This window comes from Agreia sp. Leaf244 (genome assembly GCF_001422695.1).
GTDB lineage: Bacteria > Actinomycetota > Actinomycetes > Actinomycetales > Microbacteriaceae > Agreia.
On sequence record NZ_LMLX01000001.1, the window covers coordinates 58,178 to 75,804 of the forward strand.

Consider the following 17,627-nt stretch of genomic DNA (forward strand, 5'->3'; position numbering starts at 1 on the left):
GGGAACGGAACCAGCGCTACAGAACGATGTGCATCGCGCGGGCCGCATCCGAAATGCTGCCCGACAGCGACGGGTACACGCTGAAGGCGCGGGAGACCGCGTCGACCGTGAGCCGGTGCTCCACGGCCAGGGCGATCGGAAAGATGAGCTCCGAAGCGTTGGGGGCCACGACGACTCCGCCGATGACGGTTCCCGAACCCGTGCGGGCGAAGAGCTTCACGAAGCCCTCCTTGATGCCCATCATCTTGGCGCGAGGATTCTCCGAGAGGGGCAGCTTGTAGATGTCGCCCTGGGCTATGCCCTCTTCGATCTGGCGCTGTGTCCAGCCGACCGTGGCGATCTGGGGCTGGGTGAAGATATTCGACGACACGTTGCGCAGCTCGGTCGGGTTGACCGCGTCGCCCATGGCGTGGAACACGGCCGTGCGGCCCTGCATCGAGGCGACGGATGCGAGGGGTAGGAAGGTCGTGCAGTCGCCGGCCGCGTAGATCGACGGCATCGACGTGCGGGCGACCCTGTTGACGCGGATGTGCCCGGACTCGGTGAGCTGCACGCCGGCTTCGGCCAGCCCGATGCCCTCGGTGTTCGGAATGGATCCGACGGCCATGAGGCAGTGGCTGCCCTCGACTGTTCGGCCGTCTGCGAGGGTGGCGACGACGCCCTTGTCGGTGCGCATGACCGAGTCGGCGCGCGACTTCGAGAGAACCGTCATGCCGTTGCGCTTGAAGACGTTCTCGATGACGGCCGCGGCGTCGGCGTCTTCGCCCGGCAGAACCTGGTCGCGACTCGAGATGAGCGTGACCTTGGAGCCGAGGGCCGTGTAGGCGGAGGCGAACTCCGCGCCGGTGACACCAGATCCGACGACGATGAGATGTTCGGGGACGGTCTTGAGGGTGTAGAGCTGGGTCCAGGTGAAGATGCGCTCGCCGTCCGGCACGGCGGAGGCGAGGATGCGGGGGCTCGCTCCGACCGAGACGACGATGGTGTCGGCCTCGATCTCGTCGAAGTCGGTGCCCTCCTCTCCCTTCGAGGTCGACACGATCACCGAGTTGGCGCCGTCGAGGCGTCCCTCGCCGGTGACGATGCGCACGCCCGAGCGGATGAGGCTGGACTTCATGTCTTCGGACTGCTGGCGGGCGAGGCCGAGCAGACGCTTGTTCACGGCGGCCAGGTTGACCGCGATCTCGGGGCGGACCGGCTTGCCGGTGCCGCCGCGGGTGAAGAATTGCACGCCGAGGTCGGCCGCTTCGCCGATGGCGTTGGTGGCCTCGGCCGTGGCGATGAGGGTCTTCGACGGAACGACATCGGTGAGCACGGCCGAGCCGCCCACTCCGACACGCTCGATGAGGGTGACGTCGGCACCCAGCTGGGCCCCCGCGATGGCGGCGTCGTACCCGCCCGGTCCGCCGCCGAGGACGGCGATTCTCTGCTTGCGCTCGAACTCATAGACCATGACGGCCATTCTCCCGTGTCGCGCACGCGACCGCCAAACCCGCGCCCCGCGCATCCGCCGCCTGCCGGTGAACACCGCGTTAATCTAAGGTGGTTCAATGCTCACCACCACACCCAATCCCCTCGATTCCGCCGACGCCGATCCGTTCGAGATCGCCCGCGAGGCGGCCGCCCAGATCGCCGAGAAGACGGGCGTCGCCGGCCATGACATCGCCCTCACGCTGGGCAGCGGATGGGGCAAGGCCGCAGACCTGCTCGGCGAGACGATCGCCACGGTGGATGCGACGGAGATCGTCGGGTTCTCGGCCTCGGCCGTTCCCGGGCACGGCGGCACCCTCCGCTCGATCCGGCTGCCCAACGGAAAGCATGCGCTGGTCATCGGTGCGCGTACCCACTACTACGAGAACCACGGCGTGCGCAGGGTCGTGCACAGTGTGCGCACCGCCGCCGCCACGGGTGCTACGACCATGATCCTCACGAACGGGGCCGGAGGCATCCGCGAGACCTGGACACCGGGAACCCCCGTTCTCATCAGCGACCACATCAACCTCACGGCCGATTCGCCCCTCGAAGGCGCCACTTTCATCGACCTCACCGATCTGTACTCCTCTCGGCTGCGCGACATCGCGCGCACGGTCGACGCCGACCTCGACGAAGGCGTCTACGTGCAGTTCCGCGGGCCGCACTACGAGACCCCGGCCGAGGTTCAGATGGCGAAGGCGATCGGCGGCCACATCGTGGGCATGTCGACGGCACTCGAGGCCATCGCCGCCCGGCAGGCCGGTATGGAGATCCTCGGCATGTCGTTGATCACCAACCTCGCCGCCGGCATCCAGAAGACGCCGCTGAGCCACGAAGAGGTCATCGAGGCCGGAAAGAACGCCGAGGGCAGGATCGGCTCGCTCCTCGCCCGCATCGTGGGCGAGCTGTGACCGACGTCGAGCTGCTCGATGCGGCTCGCGCGTGGCTCGCCCAGGATCCCGATGACGAGACGCGTGCCGAGCTGTCAGCGCTGATCGACTCCGCCGAGTCGCAGGATGCAGGGGCCCTCGCCGAGCTGCACGATCGTTTCGACGCGCGCCTCGCGTTCGGCACTGCCGGGCTTCGTGGCGAGATCGCGGCCGGGCCGAATCGCATGAACCGGGTGCTGGTGTCGCAGGCCGCAGCGGGCCTGGCCGCGTTCTTGATCGCGCGGGCGGGCGATGGCGAGCAGCCCAGCATCGTGATCGGATACGACGGGCGCAAGAACTCGGCCGTCTTCGCAACCGACACGGCCGAGATCATGGCGGGCGCGGGCATCCGGGCCATCCTGCTGCCCCGCCTGCTGCCGACACCCCTCGTGGCGTTCGCCGTACGGCACCTCGATGCGAGCGCCGGGGTCATGGTGACCGCGTCGCACAATCCGCCGAACGACAACGGCTACAAGGTCTACCTGGGTGGCGCAGACGAGGGATCACAGATCGTCGCTCCGGTGGATGCGGAGATCGCGGCCCAGATCCTGCGCGTGGCCTCCGAAGCGCACGTACTCGAGTTGCCTCGCTCCGATCGCTACGAGATCGCCCCCGAGTCCGTCGTCGAGGCCTACGTGGCCCAGACCGCGTCTCTCGCGTCCCGCCCGACCGCGCAGCCGAAGGTCGTCTACACAGCGATGCACGGCGTGGGATGGCAGACGTTCCGGTCTGTGCTACAGACCGCGGGCTTCGACGAGCCCACGGTGGTGCGCCAGCAGATCGAGCCCGATTCCGCATTTCCCACGGTCTCCTTCCCCAATCCCGAGGAACCGGGCGCGCTCGACCTGGCGTTCCAGACGGCGCGCGAGGTCGATGCAGATCTCGTGATCGCGAACGACCCCGACGCCGATCGGCTCGCCATCGCCATCCGCGATTCGTCGCAGCCGGCGGAGTTCCGCGCCCTCACCGGCAACGAGGTCGGCGCGCTCCTCGGCTGGCGCGCCGCAGAGCTTCTCGATGCCTCGGCGCGCGACGAGCAGTCCGCCTCGGGCACGCTCGCCTGCTCGATCGTGTCGTCTCCGGCGTTGCGCGCTGTCGCCGCCGACTACGGCCTGGAGTTCACCGAGACCCTCACTGGTTTCAAGTGGGTGTCGCGGGCGCCCGGACTCGTCTTCGGGTTCGAGGAGGCGCTCGGATATCTGGTGAATCCCTCGACCGTTCGTGACAAGGACGGCATCTCCGCAGCCGTGGCCCTGCTCGATCTGGCCAGCGGGCTCGCGGCGCGAGGCTTGACGCTCGACGACCAGCTCGATGCCTTCAGCATGCGGTTCGGTCAGTTCGCGTCAGGCCAAGTGTCGGTGCGCGTCACGGACCTGTCGCAGATCACCCGGGTCATGGCGAGGCTGCGGGCCGAGCCGCCCGCCGAGATCGGCGGCATCCGGGTGTCATCGATCGACGACCTCCTGGGCGACGGCGGCGCACTTCCGTCGTCGGACGTGCTGCGTATCCACCTCGACGACGGATCGCGGGTGATGGTGCGCCCCAGCGGCACGGAGCCCAAGCTGAAGGTCTACCTCGACACGCAGTCGAGCGACGGGTCCCTCGAGGAGCGCCGGACCGCTGCAACTGCGGCCCTCTCGCGTCTGGAGGAGGGCGTGCGGGGGCTGATCGCGGACTGAGTGCTGTGCCCAGCAGATTGTTGGGGCACGCACTGATGACGTGCGGCGCGAAGTGGGATCACCGAAGAATGCGGTCGACCAACCGGTCTATGGCGGCGTCGACAGAGAGTCCGCTATCAATCGGTGCGGTGAGACTGTCGAGCATCAGTCCGTCGATGGCGTAGTGGAACAGCGCGATCTCGGTTCGCCCCCCGGGCAGGCCGGACTCATTGTTGAAGGCGACATCGTCCTCGAATGCTCGCTGCCTCCACGCCCCGAGAGCCTTGGCGACGGCCGGACGCCGGGCGGCTTCCAGTCGCAGTTCGAAGAGGGCGAGCGGCACGTGGGGGTCAGTACTGAGTCGCCGCACGGCATCGCGCAGGTAGTCGGCGAAGAGGTCACGATCCGGAGTCCGAGCGGCACGTGACGAAATGCGCGTGGGATCAGGCATGAGTCGCTGTCCGATGCGGTCGACCAATGCGGAGATGAGATCGTCGCGGGACGGGAAATAGTTCGATGCGGTGCCACGCGGGGTGCCGGCTACAGCGTCGACGGCACGATGCGTGAGACCGCGAGCCCCCTGCTCGGCCAGCACGCGAATGCCGGCGTCGGCGAGAGCGGAGCGTCGTTCTGTATTGCGAGCCATATCGATGATGCTAGCCATACCACGACTCCCGTAGTACTTTAACCACGACAGTTGTCGTGATTGGAGACCCTGTGCGAAAACTCATTTACTACGTGGCCGTCAGCATCGACGGATACATTGCCGACCGGGCCGGCGGGTTCGATGCATTCCTCATCGAAGGCGATCACGCGTCAGTCGTGTTCGGCGAGTACGCGGATGCGCTGCCCGCGCACGTGCACGCCGCTCTGGCAATCGAGCCGCCGAAGACTCGATTCGACACGGTCATCATGGGGTGGAACACCCTGACCCCGGCGCTCGACGCTGGAATCAACAGCCCATACCCTCATCTGCGTCAGATCGTCGCAAGCCGCCACGCACGCGACGTCGATCCGGCGATCGTCCTGACCGACGATCCCCTCGACACTGTGCGCGAGCTGAAACGGGAAGAGGGCCTGGATATCTGGCTGTGCGGTGGCGGCCAGCTCGCAGGCGCCCTCATGCCAGAGATCGACTACATCGTCCTGAAACGCAATCCCATCGTCTTCGGCTCCGGCACCCCCTTGTTCGGCGATGCCACCACCCAACCCCGCTCGTACGCCTTGACCAGAACCCGCTCCTTCGAGTCGGGTGTCGTAGTCGAGGAGTACGCCTCACGCGGCAGAGCGTGAGTTCTCGCGACATCGCCCGCCGCCTGAGTTCTGCCTCGCGTCTGCCCTGTGCGAAGGTGCGCGATCGGTAGGTCACCATGGTCTGCCTGTTCGTTGGTGTCCGGCGGGCCGGGGTGTTCGATTCGGATCTTGCCAGCTCGGTGGTCTGACGTGCGGCTTGCCCTTGATCATCACCAGCTGCCACGCCGAGGCGTGGATCGTGGCGTGGTGAAGCGGACACAACAAAGCCAGGTTGTCGATGTCGGTCCTTCCGGGTGGATAGTCGTGGCTCACCCACGGGGTCACGTGGTGGGCCTGGCATCGTGAGGGTGGCGCGGTGCAGCCGGGGATGACGCATCCTCCGTCGCGGGCGGCGAGTGCTCTGCGTTGTCTTCGGGTGGCCAGGCGTTTCGTCTTGCCGTGATGCAGGACCTCGCCATGGTCACCGAAGACGGTGGTGATCGTGTCGCCATGGCAGCGAAGCTGGTCAATGGCGCTGATGGGGATGGGTTCGGTGCTGCCGTCGATCCATGCGGCGCCGCGCCCGGATTGGAGGTCGTCGAGGGTGACGTGCACGTTCACGGTCGGTGCCGCCCCGTTCAGCAGCGACGCGGACGGTGCGGCAGCGGCCATTTCGAGGAGGGTCATGACCGCGTCGAGGAGCTTCTGCTCCGCCGTGCGCGAGTCGATAATGGTGTGGTCGTCTGGGGTGCCGCTCTTCGCCCGTTTTCTTCGTCTCGGGTGACGCCCTGATTGCCGGTGATGCCTGAACCGGCATGACCGAGACCGGTTGCCTCCGGGCCCGCCGCCTGTGGTGGCGGATTCGGTGTGTCGGGCGTGCGCGGGCTGAGGATGGAGTCGACCGCTGCGAGGAACACGCCCAGTTGCAGAGGTGGGAGTGCATACCGGCCGCGGGCCACACCGTCTGCGCCCACTTTCGGGTAGCTGAACCCACGCAGCGACTGCTTGACGGCGTCGCGGGGTTCGGCGCCGTCGGGGTCGAGGTGTTCCCGGATGCGGATCGCGAGCCGGCTGATCTCCTCGACCGTGTACCGCCTCGGCACCCTCCACAAGGCGTCCGCGTCGTCTGTGCCGCCTCCCTCGTCCAGACCTGCATCCGCGCCGGCATCGGCGTCGGCGTCAGTATCGGTATTGGCATCGATGGCGGCATCGGCGATCGTGGCCNCTGTGCCGCCTCCCTCGTCCAGACCTGCATCCGCGCCGGCATCGGCGTCGGCGTCAGTATCGGTATTGGCATCGATGGCGGCATCGGCGATCGTGGCCATCGCGGCGGCGACCAGATGCCGTTCGGCCCGGTCGGTGTCATCCGACCAGCCAGTGCGGTTCACCACCTCGGACAGGGTGCGGCAGATCACCGCCGCCGTATCGACACCCACCTGACCGGCGAAGAACGCCTCCTCCACGACCGGGAAGAAACTGCGGTTCACCACCTCGGACAGGGTGCGGCAGATCACCGCCGCCGTATCGACACCCACCTGACCGGCGAAGAACGCCTCCTCCACGACCGGGAAGAAACTTGGGTTCGGGGTTCCCGAGATCGAGATCGACGACCGCAGCCGCTGACCCAGGGCGATGCGGGTCGCGGCGGTGCGCTCGGAGATGTTCGTGGTCGCGGCGAGGAGCTTTCGCGCTGACGGGAACCCGTGACGGTAGGCGAGACCGGCGGTGTCGAGTTCGCGGCGGGACTCGTTCGCGACTTCGGCCGCGACCCAGGTGCGGGCCGCGTCGCCGGCGCGACCGATCGCCTCCCAGGCGTGGGCCGNGTTCGCGGTCGCGGCGAGGAGCTTTCGCGCTGACGGGAACCCGTGACGGTATGCCAGCCCTGCGGTGTCGAGTTCGCGGCGGGACTCGTTCGCGACTTCGGCCGCGACCCAGGTGCGGGCCGCGTCGCCGGCGCGACCGATCGCCTCCCAGGCGTGGGCCGCTTCGAGCAAGGCGTCACCGGAATCGGCACCCGGGCCGGCACCGGTGTTCACGGCTGCGCGGTTCTCGTCGAGGAGCTCACGGAGACGCTCGGCGATGTCGCCGAGGGATGCGTCGTGGAGGTCCATACGAGAAGTCAAACAGTAGCCACCGACATTGGGTCGGCAGGGGCATTCAATGCATGATCAGGGGATATTGGTGTGGATAACTTGGCCAGAACGGGGGCTGTGGAGGAAAGGAGCGAGGCGAGCTCGGGCGACCCTTCGACAGGCTCAGGGGACGGCGGCCCTTCGACAGGCTCAGGGAACGGGTAGCTCGGAGCGCGGGGGTCTCGATACGCGCTGCTCGTTCCTCGCGAGCGCTACTCGACCGGCGCATGGGGCGAGGCGGACCCGGGCAGCCCTTCGACAGGCTCAGGGAACGGCGGGCTCAGGGAACGCGGCCCTTCGGCGGGCTCAGGGAACGCGGCCCTTCGACGAGCTCAGGGAACGGCGGCCCTTCGACAGGCTCAGGGAACGGGTCGCTTAGCGCGCGGGCGGCGCAGGAGCGCAGCCCAGGCGATCAGCCGAGCGCGATCTCCAGTTTGCGGGTGAGCTCGTCGAGGTCGAAGTAGTTCTCGATGACGACCACGTCGGCATACGTCTTGCCGATGAACTTGACGAGCTCGGGAGAAGCCAGGATGACCTGCGCGTCTTCGGCGGCCACGGCGAGCCCGGCGATGTCTGTGGCCTCGATCTGAGCGTCGATTCCCAGTCGGGCGAGGGCCCGTTCGGCGTTCACCTTCAGAATGGCCGATGTGCCGATGCCTGCGCCGCAGAAGGCGATGATCTTCATGGGGTCAATCTTAGCGTGGCCACTAGGACTCGGATTGAGTCCGAGCCAGCACGGCGCGCACCGCATCGGGTGTCGTCGCCTGCGCGATGGCCCGCGTCGCGGTGGGATCGTTGAACGCGTTGGCCAGCTCCGCCAGAACGGTGACGTGGCCCTCGGTGCTCGTGACCGCGAGCGCCAGCACGACCTCGACGGGGTCGTTGTGCGGATGCCCGAACGCGACGGGCTCGTCGAGCGTCACGACCGCGAGCCCGTCGTGCAGAATGTCGGGCCCGGGCCGCGCGTGCGCGAGCGCCAGACCGGGCGCGATCACGATGTACGCGCCGAACTCCTCGACGACCTGCACCATGCGCTCGGTGTAGGCATCCGTCACCACCCCGCCGGCGACGAGGGCATCGCCGGCGAGGCGCACCGCCTGCCGCCAATCCCCCGCACGCGCCCGCAGCTCGATGACGTCATCGGGCAGTTCATCGAGGCGCATGGCTAGGCGTTCTGGAAGCCCGCGATGATCGTGTCGGCGAGGTCTTGACGCTCGTCGAGCGGCAGGAACGAGGCGTTCGCGGCGTTGAGCTGGAACACCTCGAAGTCTTCGAGGTCGTAACCGAAGGCGTCGGACAGCAGCGAGAGCTCCCGGCTGAGCGAGGTGTTGCTCATCAGCCGGTTGTCGGTGTTGACGGTGACGGTGAAGCCCAGCTGGTAGAGCAGGTCGAACGGGTGGTCCTCCAGCTCGTCGCCCCACGCGGTGATGGCGCCGGTCTGGAGGTTCGACGACGGCGAGAGCTCGAGGGCGATCTCCCTGTCTTTGACCCATTGGGCGAGGCTGCCGATGGTGACGAAGGTGTTCTCGTCGTCGCTCGACTCGATGCGGATGTCTTCGGCCAGGCGCACGCCGTGGCCGAGCCGGAGTGCGCGGCCATCGAAGAGGGCACCTCGGATGCTGTCGAGGCCGTCGGCCTCGCCCGCGTGCACGGTGACGGGGAAGTAGTTCTGCGCGAGGTAGTCGAACGCCGCGCGGTGGTTGCCTGCGGGGAACCCGAGCTCGGCCCCGGCGATGTCGAATCCGACGACGCCACGGTCGCGATGACGAACGGCCAGCTCGGCGATCTCGAGACCCCGGTCGGCGTGACGCATCGCGGTGACCAGCTGGCCAACTCGAACCGACTTGCCGTCGTTGCGCGCGTCGTCGATGCCCTGTTCGATTCCCCGCTGCACGGCCTCGACGGTCTGGTCGAGGGTGAGACCCTTCGACACGTGCTGCTCGGGAGCCCAGCGCACCTCGCCGTAGACGACACCGTCGGCGGCCAGGTCCTGAACGAACTCGCGGGCGACGCGGCTGAGGCCCTCTTCCGTCTGCATGACCCCGACCGTCACGTCGAACGTCGCGAGGTAGTCGACGAGCGATCCAGAGTCGGCCGAATCCTCGAACCACTCGCCGAGAGCTGCGGCGTCGTAGGCCGGCACCTCGAAGCCGATCGAGTCGGCGAGCTCGATGATCGTGGAGGGGCGGAGGCCGCCGTCGAGGTGGTCGTGGAGGGACACCTTGGGGAGAGCATTGATGCTCGTTCGGCCGTTGGCGAGCGTGTACTGCTCTCGTGAATCGTTCATGAGGATCAGCCTAGGGCGTCGATGCCGGGAACAGGCTGGCGGCGATCTGCGAAGCGGTGTCGCGGGCGAGTCGCACCACCTCGTCGACGCTGCTCACGCTCACCCTCGTCGCGACGTAGGGAACCGTCAGCGCAGCGACGGCACTGCCATCGGGCCTCAGCACGGGAAAGACGATGTCGATCACGCCGGCATGCAGCTCATCACCGCGCTCGACGTGACCCGCCGCGCGAACGGCACCGAGATCGGCGTCTCGCGCATCCGGAACCGTGTCTCGAAACGCCCTGAGCACCTCGCCGGTCGCGGACTCGACGAGCGGGAACAGCGCACCCACCCGCACGCGGAACCCGAAGTCGCCGGGACTCTCGACCTGGGCCACGACCCGGGAGAGACCCGCGTCTTCGACGCTGAGGCTGCACGACTGCTCGGTCGCGTCGGCGAGCGCCCGCATCGGGCCGGCGGATGCCTGCAGCAGGCCGCGCAGGGGATCGTGACGGTGGGCGAGATCGAACAGCCGCAACGACAGCACGTAGAGCCCCGACTGCGGATCCCGGTGCGCGTAGCCGCGGCGCTCGAGCGTGCTGAGCACGCGGAAGATCTGGCTGACGCTGCGCCCGACGCCCGCAGCGACCTGGGCCTGGCTGAGGCCTCCGCTCGTGGAGGCGAGGAGTTCGAGGATGTCGAGCCCCTTGTCGAGCGCGGGCGCCGCATACTCCGGCTCGACGGGCGCGGGCGCAGGCACGGCGGGCACGGCGGGCACGGCTACAGGCTCGCGCCCATGGCGGCGACCATCCGACGCGCGATCTCGCGCTCGAGGTCGTCGGGCACGGGCTGGGCGCCCGCGACCAGGGTGCTCGCGCCGGTCGCGACCCGCTCGAGCGACAGCACCTGCAGCAGGAAGCCGAGATCCATCGAGTCGAGCGAGTTGCCCTTCGGAGCGGTGCCCGCGAGATTGAACATGCGCCCGCCGGCGATCAGGATCACGTGCCGGCCGTTCGGCAGGTCGATGCGCTCGATCGTGTCGCCGATCGCCCGGGTCGAGGTCGCAGCCGTACGCAGCGACGCCGTGTCGATCTCCCAGGGGAAGTGGCCGCAGTTCGCGAGGATCGCGCCGTCTGACATGCGCTCGATCGCCGACATCGTGAGCACGTTCGCGCGGCCGGTCGCCGTGATGAACACCTCACCCCACTCGGCGAGGCCGTCGGCCGTGTCGACCCGGAACCCGTCGAGGGCCGCCTCGAACGCCTTCAGCTCGTCGACCTCGGCAACGGCCACCTTGCCGCCGAGCGCGCGCAGGTACTGGGCGACTCCGCGGCCACACCATCCGTAACCGACGACCACGAAGCGACGGCCGGGAATCATGAGGTTCGTGATGCGCATAAAGCTCTCGACGACGGACTGGCCGACCGCATGCTTGTTCTCGCCCAACTGCTTCAGCAGGCTGTCGTTGATCACGATGACCGGGAACGGAACCCGCCCGAGAAGTTCGTCGCGCAACCTGTCGCCGCCGGATGTCGTCTCCTCCGTGCCTCCGATCAGCGAGGCTCCCGCGCCGCGGGCCACGATTCCCGCCGCCAGATCGGCGCCGTTGTCGAGCAGGATGTCGGGGGTCGCGTCGAGCACGGCGGCCACGTTCGCGTAGTGCTGCTCGAGCGTGTCGTCGCGGCGACCGAAGAGGGTCATGCCCTGGTTGCGCAGGTAGGCGACCACGTCGTCCTGCGTAGAGCCGTGGTTTCCGGTGCCGACGATCTCGGCGCCTCCGGCCGCGAGCGTCTCGAGAAGAACGGCCGTCTTCGGCTCGATGTGCAGAGACATGCCGATGCGGTGCCCCTCGAAGGGCCTCGTCTCGGCGAACTGGCGGCTCACCGCCGCGAGCAGGCGCATGCGCGAGCTGATCCACTCGACTCGGGAGGCCGCTGATTCGATGAGGTCTGTCATAGCAGCCAGTGTTGCATATATGAACGTGACTTTCATATATGATTCAGAGATCGACCCGAAGGAGTTGTGCATGCCGCGCAAGATCATTCTCGACTGCGACCCCGGTCACGACGACGCGATCGCCATTCTGCTCGCGCACGGCAACCCCGAGATCGACCTTCTCGCGGTGACGACGGTGGTCGGAAACCAGACCCTCGAGAAGGTCACCCGCAACGCCCTGGCCGTCGCGGAGATCGCCGGCATCGTCGGCGTGCCCTTCGCCGCCGGATGCCCGCGGCCGCTCGTGCGCACCATCGAGGTGGCCGCCGACATCCACGGCGAATCCGGCATGGACGGGCCCGTGCTCCCCACCTCGAGCCGTGAACTCGACGGCCGCCACGCGGTCGACCTGATCATCGACACGATCATGGCGAGTGAGCCCGGCGAGGTCACGCTGGTGCCGACCGGCGGCCTCACCAACATCGCCCTCGCCGCGCGCAAGGAGCCGCGCATCGTGCCCCGCGTTCGCGAGGTCGTCCTTATGGGGGGCGGTTTCCACGTCGGAAACTGGTCGGCCACGGCCGAGTTCAACATCATCATCGACCCCGAGGCGGCGCACATCGTGTTCAACGAGTCGTGGCCGCTGACCATGGTCGGCCTCGACCTCACGCATCAGGCACTGGCCACTCCCGAGGTTCGGGCGCGCATCGAGGCCATCGACACGACTCCCTCTCGCTTCGTGGGCGAGCTGCTCGACTTCTTCGCGACGACCTACCTCGAAGCGCAGGGCTTCGTCCATCCGCCGGTGCACGACCCGTGCGCGGTGGCGTACGTGATCGACCCGACCGTCATGACCGTGCGCAAGACGCCGCTCGACGTCGAGCTCACGGGCACGCTGACGCTCGGCATGACCGTGGCCGACTTCCGCTCCCCCGCACCCGAGGACTGCACAACCCAGGTGGCGGTCGACCTCGACACCGAGAAGTTCTGGGCCCTGATCGAAGACGCCCTGCGCCGCATCGGAGAGCCCACGCGCTGAGCTCACGGCAGGCGCGCGATGAGGGCCAGCAGGCGGTCGTAGAACGCGTCGGCGTCGACGTCGCGCAGGTAGGTGATGTTGCGCGGCAGCTCCGTGATCTGCCACCAGTCGGCCGCGAGCATGCCCATGGTGAGCTCGCTCGAGATCTCCACCCGGGCGTTGATGAGGCGACCTGAGAACAGCTCCGGATACAGGCAGTACAGCGGAACGACAGGCCCGTGCAGGGGCGCACCCTCCCAGCCGTACTTGTCGAGATCGAACGTCTCCGAGAACGTGAGCAGGCGCTCGATGACCTGACCGCAGCGGTTCCCGAGGGCCGCGAAGCGGTCGAGCCTCTCGCGCGTGTTGCGCAGCTGATGCGTGACGTCGAGCGGCAGCATGGCGATGGGGACGCCCGACGAGAGCACGACATCGGCCGCGTGCGGGTCGACGTAGATGTTGAACTCCGCAGTGGGCGTGATGTTGCCGACCTCGAAGTAGGCGCCCGCCATCATGACGATCTGCTTGATCGACGCGGCGATGTCGGGCGCCTCGATCAGGGCCACCGCGAGCGTCGTCATGTTGCACATCTGCAGGACCGTCACCGATTCGGGCGGCGCGGCCCTCAGCATCCGGATGATCGCCGCGACACCCGCTTCATCTTCGGCCTCGAGACGTGGCCGGGGCAGGTCGTAGCCGTCCATGCCGGTGGCCCCGTGCACGTGCGCCGCTGTGACGAGCTCGCGCACGAGGGGGCGTGGCGCCCCGCGATAGACCCGGATGCCCGTGCGCCCGGTGAGCTCGACCACCTGCAGGATGTTGCGCACCGTGTGGTCGAGCGTCGTGTTGCCCGCCCCCGCGACGATGCCGAGCACGTCGAACTCCTCGGGCGCCGCGAGGATCGCCATGAGGGCCGCGGCCTGCTCCTGGCCGGGATCGGTGATGATGATGGTCGGCCTCATGGGGCTGGTCCTTTCGGTGGGAGAGGTGGGAGGAGTGGGGTTCCCTGAGCCTGCCCCCTTCGACAGGCTCAGGGAACGGCGGGCAGGACTGCCCTTCGACAGGCTCAGGGAACGAGGGAACGGCGCGCTACGGAACCGACGGGCTGTCGACGGTGATGCCGCCGTCGACGATCTGCACCCGCAGGGCCTCGATCTCGTCGGCGAGCGCCGGGTCGACCTTCGACTCGTAGTCGTGGAACGGCGAGATCGCCACTCCCCCGTTGGCGAGGGTTCCGATGTACGTCTCCTTCGAGAAGTCGCCGGCCTCGGTGTCCTCGATCACGGTCGCGATCGACAGCGGCATGTCGCGGGCGATCGAGGTGAGGAACAGGTCGGCGTACTCCGGTGCGCTGGTGTACATGTCGGTGTCGACGCCCAGCAGGGCGACCGGTGCCGAGGAGTCACGGATGGCCTCGGCCGTTCCCTGGTAGATCGGGCCGCCCACGGGCAGGATCACATCGGCGCCCTGCTGGATGAGGCCCTCCGAGAGGACCTTGGCGGCGTTGATGTCGGTGAAGTTGCCCGTGAACGAGCCCTCCTGCGTGTCGAAGTCCCAACCGAGCACCTTCACGTCGGTGCCCTTGTCCTCGTTGTACCGGGCCACACCCAGTGCGAAGCCGTCCATGTACAGCGTCACGGGCGGGATCTGGGCTCCGCCGAACGTGCCGACCATGCCCGACTTCGAGTAGCTCGCGGCCGCGTAGCCCACGAGGTAGCCCGACTGCGAGGTGTCGAAGAGGATTCCCTTCACGTTCGGCAGGTCGATCGAGTTGTCGTCGATGATGATGAAGTCGACGTCAGGGTTGGCCTTCGCCGACTCCTCGGTGGCCGCGGCCAGCAGGTAGCCCGCCGCGACGACCACGGTGCAGCCCTGGTCGACCAGGTTCTGGATGTTCGGGGCGTAGTCGCCCTCGGATGCGGACTCGACCTTGATGTGGTCGGTGCCGAGCGCGTCGGCGGCGTCGGTCACGCCCTGCAGGCCGAGCGCGTTGAACGACTTGTCGTCGAAGCCGCCCTCGTCGGAGACGATGCAGGGCAGGAAATCGCTTGCCGCCGCATCCGTCGAACCGGATTCGGCGGGGGCCGACGAGCAGCTGACGAGAAGCAGCGAGCCGAGCGCGATGGCGGCTGCGCCGGCGGCGGCGCGGCCGCGACGGGTGGTGAATGAAGCCATGGGTGATCCTCCAGGAATGCGGTGTGTCGGGTGGTGCGAAACGGGAGCCGGATGCGGCGGGTGGGGTTCGTGGATGCGACGGGTCGCGTCGCCGGGGTCGGGTCGCGGCGGCGGCCCCCGACCGCGGTCGCCGTCGGACTGCCCGGTCATCGCGGAGTCTCCACCCAGGCGTAGATCTCCCAGATGTAGCCGTCGTCATCGAGGAAGTACGTCGATCGCGCGCCCCACTCGAACACCGCCGGCGGGCCGCTCGCCTCGAGGCCGCGGTCGAGCAGCGCGCGGTACAGCTCGTCGACCTGCTCACCCGTGGAGAGTTCGATCGCGAGCATCAGGTGCCCGGTCGACGGCGCGAGGTCGAGCTCCGACGCCTGGGCGAGCGGCGACTGCAGGTTCCTCGCGCCCTCGTAGAGCGTGAGGGTGACCTCGCCCGCAGAGAAGACGCGGGCGCCCTCGACCCGGTCGGTCACCTCGAAGCCGAGCAGAAGCAGGAAGTCCGTGGTCGCGTCGAGGTCTGTCACGGTGAGGTCGATCTCGCTCAGGCGCCGGATGCCGTCGGCCGAGTCGCGCAGGCGCAGAACGAAGCCGTCGGGGTCGACGAGCACGCGTCGATCGCCTGCACGCTCCAGCGCCTCGGACTCGAGGTCGAGGGTGAGCGAGAAGGGCTGACCAGCTTCCGCCGGATAGCTCGGGCCGACGGTCTCGGCGATGCTCGGCCTCGTCCACATGGCGAGGCGCGGACCGGTGCCGAGCACGAAGTCGGCGAAGCGCACGTTGCGCATACGCCGCTCGAGGTCCAGCGCCGAGTAGTAGGCGTCGCTCGCGTCGACATCGCTGATCACGAGGCAGGCGTCGTCGATTCTCATGGTGTGCTCCAGTCGGTGTGCTGAGTGGGAGTGGGAGTGGGAGTTGAGGCAGTGGGGCCTGGAGCGGAGACGTCGGACTGCTCCAACGGCCACGGGGTCTGGGATGCCCGCCGATGCACCTCGGAGACGAGCGGAACCAGCCGGGCGTTGGCCTCACGCATCCGCTCGCCCTCTCTGCGGTAGTCCGCGGCCAACGTACGGAACTCGGCGAGGATCGCCGCCTCGTTTACCCGCGTCATCCGGCCGCCCTGCACCACCAGCTCTCCGTCGACCCAGACCTCGGCGATCGACGAGCCGTTCTCGGAGAACACGAGCTGCCGCGCGGTGTCGCCCGCGGGCGTGAAACTCGTGGTCGCTTCGAGATCGAACACCACGAGGTCTGCGACGCGACCGGGCTCGAGCGCGCCGACCGTGTCGGGAAGCCCCGTGGCCCGGGCGCCGCCGCGCGTCGCAGCCCACAGGACCTCGTCGCTCGACGGCCACGTGGCGGGATCGGGATCCGAGAGAGTGTGCAGCAGCGCCGCCTGTTTCACGACCTCGAGCATGCGCAGCGAATCGTTGCTCGCGGTGCCGTCCGTGCCGAGGGCGACGGTCGCGTCTTCCTCGTGCAGGCGACGCCAAGGCAGCACCCCCGAGCCGAGTTTGAGGTTCGAGAGGGGATTGTGCACGATCGACGCCGATGACGATCCGAGCAGCTCGATGTCGTTATCGGTGAGCCAGATGCCGTGCGCGAGGGTGAGGTTCGGGGTGTCGAGGATGCCCAGCTCGGCCAGGTGCTCGACGATGGTGGCGTCGTAGCGCTGCTGCCCCACGATCGCCTGCAGCTTCGTCTCGAGCAGGTGCATGTGCAGAACCGCCCCGTACTCCCGTGCGAGCTCTGCCGACCCGGTCATGAGTTCGTCGGAGGAGCGCTGCGGCGCGCTGGGGGCGACCGCGAAGCGCAGGCGTCCGTACTCCCGCCCGTGGTGCCGGTCGAAGGCGGCGCGGCAGAAGCGCAGAAACCTCTCCACCACGTACGGCCCCGTCGATGCGGCCTCGCGGGCCTCGGTCAGCTGCTCGGGCGTGAGCAGCCGATCCACGAAGGGAAGCCTGTCGACCGGGGCGACGTCGGCGATGCCGCCCGTGCAGGTCGCCCTGATCCCGAGCTCGGCGTACGCGTCGAAGACGGTGGCCAGGGACTCCGCCGACTGCACGGGCAGTTCGCCGACGTCGTCGAGCAGGCTCGTGGTGCCGCCGCGCAGCGCATCCATGCCCGCCACCAGCGTGCGCAGGTAGACGAGCCTGTCGGGAACCGGCACCGCGTCGATGACCGGATAGGTCTCGAGGCTCCACAGCTCGAGCGGCAGCCGCTCGCTCGTTCCCCTGAAGAGCGACTCCCACGAGTGCATATGGGCGTTCACGAATCCGGGCGTGATGAGAAGGGTCTGCGCGTCGACGACCCGGGCATCCGGCGGCACCTCGAGATCGGGGCCGACGGCAGCGATGAGGGCGCCGTCGATCAGCAGGTCTGCGCGGAACGGTCGGGAGCGGTTCGCGTCGTCCATCGCGATGAGCGTCGCATTGCGCCAGAGGGTCTTCGTGGACGGGGGTTTCATGGGTCTCCAGTGATTCCGGGCACGCCGAAGACCTCCTCGACGGAGGTTCTGTCAGACGGCCCGGAGCGATCGGGTCGATGGTGTCGCCGGTGCGGTTGTCGCGCGGGCGACCGGATGCGAGGGGTGCGGCGGCGCAGGCCTCATTCGGCGACAGACGGCCGGTGCGAGACGGAGCTCTCCCTCGAGACGGAGGCGGCTATGAGCCCAGGCAGTAGACGGAGACGTTGTGCGCGCCGCTTCGGCGACGCAGGCAGAACCACGGCATGAAGCTGCGGCTCGCGGCGATCTCGGTCATGTTCTCGACAGTAGCCCGCCCGTGTAACAGCGACGTTTCGCCGAGGCAACAAGTG

16 protein-coding genes are annotated in these 17,627 nt (G+C 68.2%); 4 read left to right on the forward strand and 12 right to left on the reverse strand.

Annotation, left to right across the window (positions count from 1 at the left end; genetic code table 11):
• Nucleotides 1–16 precede the first annotated feature (16 nt).
• On the reverse strand, nucleotides 17–1,453 hold the full coding sequence (locus tag ASF06_RS00265) for an NAD(P)H-quinone dehydrogenase (RefSeq protein WP_055943955.1): 1,437 nt from the start codon (nucleotides 1,451–1,453) through the stop codon (nucleotides 17–19).
• A gap of 97 nt (nucleotides 1,454–1,550) precedes the next feature.
• Between ASF06_RS00265 and ASF06_RS00270 the strand changes: the two genes are divergently transcribed.
• Complete coding sequence (locus tag ASF06_RS00270) at nucleotides 1,551–2,384, forward strand: purine-nucleoside phosphorylase (RefSeq protein WP_055941913.1); 834 nt, start codon at nucleotides 1,551–1,553, stop codon at nucleotides 2,382–2,384.
• Nucleotides 2,381–4,081 (forward strand): phospho-sugar mutase, encoded by a 1,701-nt coding sequence (locus ASF06_RS00275; protein WP_055941915.1) that lies wholly within the window; start codon nucleotides 2,381–2,383, stop codon nucleotides 4,079–4,081. The genes ASF06_RS00270 and ASF06_RS00275 overlap by 4 nt, the downstream gene beginning before the upstream one ends.
• A gap of 58 nt (nucleotides 4,082–4,139) precedes the next feature.
• On the opposite strand, the gene ASF06_RS00280 is transcribed toward ASF06_RS00275, so the two are convergent.
• Entirely contained in the window at nucleotides 4,140–4,706 is a 567-nt protein-coding gene (locus ASF06_RS00280; protein WP_055941918.1) for a TetR/AcrR family transcriptional regulator, read from the reverse strand.
• Between the two features lie 71 nt (nucleotides 4,707–4,777).
• On the opposite strand from ASF06_RS00280, the gene ASF06_RS00285 reads away from it, so the two are divergent.
• Nucleotides 4,778–5,353: a dihydrofolate reductase family protein gene (locus tag ASF06_RS00285; protein WP_055941921.1), complete on the forward strand. Its 576-nt coding sequence runs from the start codon at nucleotides 4,778–4,780 to the stop codon at nucleotides 5,351–5,353.
• Nucleotides 5,354–5,425: 72 nt separating this feature from the next.
• On the opposite strand, the gene ASF06_RS20090 is transcribed toward ASF06_RS00285, so the two are convergent.
• The 6 genes from ASF06_RS20090 to ASF06_RS00320 all read right to left on the reverse strand — a co-directional run bounded on the left by ASF06_RS20090 (nucleotide 5,426) and on the right by ASF06_RS00320 (nucleotide 11,647).
• Nucleotides 5,426–6,403: an HNH endonuclease signature motif containing protein gene (locus ASF06_RS20090; protein WP_082500695.1), complete on the reverse strand. Its 978-nt coding sequence runs from the start codon at nucleotides 6,401–6,403 to the stop codon at nucleotides 5,426–5,428.
• Between the two features lie 1,434 nt (nucleotides 6,404–7,837).
• Complete coding sequence (locus ASF06_RS00300; RefSeq protein ID WP_055923621.1) at nucleotides 7,838–8,110, reverse strand: PTS sugar transporter subunit IIB; 273 nt, start codon at nucleotides 8,108–8,110, stop codon at nucleotides 7,838–7,840.
• Between the two features lie 22 nt (nucleotides 8,111–8,132).
• A complete protein-coding gene (locus ASF06_RS00305) occupies nucleotides 8,133–8,588 on the reverse strand; it encodes a PTS sugar transporter subunit IIA (RefSeq protein WP_055941930.1) in 456 nt (151 codons plus the stop codon).
• 2 nt (nucleotides 8,589–8,590) lie between these two features.
• Entirely contained in the window at nucleotides 8,591–9,712 is a 1,122-nt protein-coding gene (locus ASF06_RS00310; RefSeq protein ID WP_055941933.1) for an adenosine deaminase, read from the reverse strand.
• A gap of 10 nt (nucleotides 9,713–9,722) precedes the next feature.
• The gene (locus tag ASF06_RS00315) at nucleotides 9,723–10,469 is read right to left on the reverse strand and encodes an IclR family transcriptional regulator (RefSeq protein WP_157439022.1); all 747 of its coding nucleotides are present in this window, start codon (nucleotides 10,467–10,469) and stop codon (nucleotides 9,723–9,725) included.
• A 2-nt stretch (nucleotides 10,470–10,471) separates the two neighbouring features.
• Nucleotides 10,472–11,647: an adenosylhomocysteinase gene (locus ASF06_RS00320; protein WP_200920277.1), complete on the reverse strand. Its 1,176-nt coding sequence runs from the start codon at nucleotides 11,645–11,647 to the stop codon at nucleotides 10,472–10,474.
• Nucleotides 11,648–11,717: 70 nt separating this feature from the next.
• Between ASF06_RS00320 and uriH the strand changes: the two genes are divergently transcribed.
• Entirely contained in the window at nucleotides 11,718–12,665 is a 948-nt protein-coding gene (gene uriH, locus ASF06_RS00325; RefSeq protein WP_055941936.1) for a uridine-preferring nucleoside hydrolase UriH, read from the forward strand.
• Between the two features lie 2 nt (nucleotides 12,666–12,667).
• Here the strand turns inward: uriH and ASF06_RS00330 are convergent, their stop codons facing one another.
• From ASF06_RS00330 to ASF06_RS00345, 4 genes are all read right to left on the reverse strand, one after another.
• Complete coding sequence (locus ASF06_RS00330; RefSeq protein WP_055941940.1) at nucleotides 12,668–13,606, reverse strand: nucleoside hydrolase; 939 nt, start codon at nucleotides 13,604–13,606, stop codon at nucleotides 12,668–12,670.
• 127 nt (nucleotides 13,607–13,733) lie between these two features.
• On the reverse strand, nucleotides 13,734–14,819 hold the full coding sequence (locus ASF06_RS00335; RefSeq protein ID WP_055941943.1) for a BMP family lipoprotein: 1,086 nt from the start codon (nucleotides 14,817–14,819) through the stop codon (nucleotides 13,734–13,736).
• 146 nt (nucleotides 14,820–14,965) lie between these two features.
• Nucleotides 14,966–15,682, reverse strand: coding sequence for a VOC family protein (locus tag ASF06_RS00340; protein WP_055941946.1), 717 nt, complete (start codon nucleotides 15,680–15,682; stop codon nucleotides 14,966–14,968).
• Nucleotides 15,679–17,277, reverse strand: a complete 1,599-nt coding sequence (locus ASF06_RS00345) for an amidohydrolase family protein (RefSeq protein ID WP_082500590.1) — start codon at nucleotides 17,275–17,277, stop codon at nucleotides 15,679–15,681. Before ASF06_RS00345 ends, ASF06_RS00340 begins: the two co-directional genes overlap by 4 nt.
• Nucleotides 17,278–17,627 lie beyond the last annotated feature (350 nt).

Coding starts and splice junctions, on each gene's coding strand:
- ASF06_RS00320 (WP_200920277.1), bottom strand. CDS start 11,647: ATGACAGACCTCATCGAATCAGCGGCCTCCCGAGTCGAGTGGATCAGC.
- ASF06_RS00310 (WP_055941933.1), bottom strand. CDS start 9,712: ATGAACGATTCACGAGAGCAGTACACGCTCGCCAACGGCCGAACGAGC.
- ASF06_RS00270 (WP_055941913.1), top strand. CDS start 1,551: ATGCTCACCACCACACCCAATCCCCTCGATTCCGCCGACGCCGATCCG.
- ASF06_RS00280 (WP_055941918.1), bottom strand. CDS start 4,706: ATGGCTCGCAATACAGAACGACGCTCCGCTCTCGCCGACGCCGGCATT.
- ASF06_RS00300 (WP_055923621.1), bottom strand. CDS start 8,110: ATGAAGATCATCGCCTTCTGCGGCGCAGGCATCGGCACATCGGCCATT.
- ASF06_RS00340 (WP_055941946.1), bottom strand. CDS start 15,682: ATGAGAATCGACGACGCCTGCCTCGTGATCAGCGATGTCGACGCGAGC.
- uriH (WP_055941936.1), top strand. CDS start 11,718: ATGCCGCGCAAGATCATTCTCGACTGCGACCCCGGTCACGACGACGCG.
- ASF06_RS00265 (WP_055943955.1), bottom strand. CDS start 1,453: ATGGTCTATGAGTTCGAGCGCAAGCAGAGAATCGCCGTCCTCGGCGGC.
- ASF06_RS00345 (WP_082500590.1), bottom strand. CDS start 17,277: ATGAAACCCCCGTCCACGAAGACCCTCTGGCGCAATGCGACGCTCATC.
- ASF06_RS00335 (WP_055941943.1), bottom strand. CDS start 14,819: ATGGCTTCATTCACCACCCGTCGCGGCCGCGCCGCCGCCGGCGCAGCC.
- ASF06_RS00305 (WP_055941930.1), bottom strand. CDS start 8,588: ATGCGCCTCGATGAACTGCCCGATGACGTCATCGAGCTGCGGGCGCGT.
- ASF06_RS00330 (WP_055941940.1), bottom strand. CDS start 13,606: ATGAGGCCGACCATCATCATCACCGATCCCGGCCAGGAGCAGGCCGCG.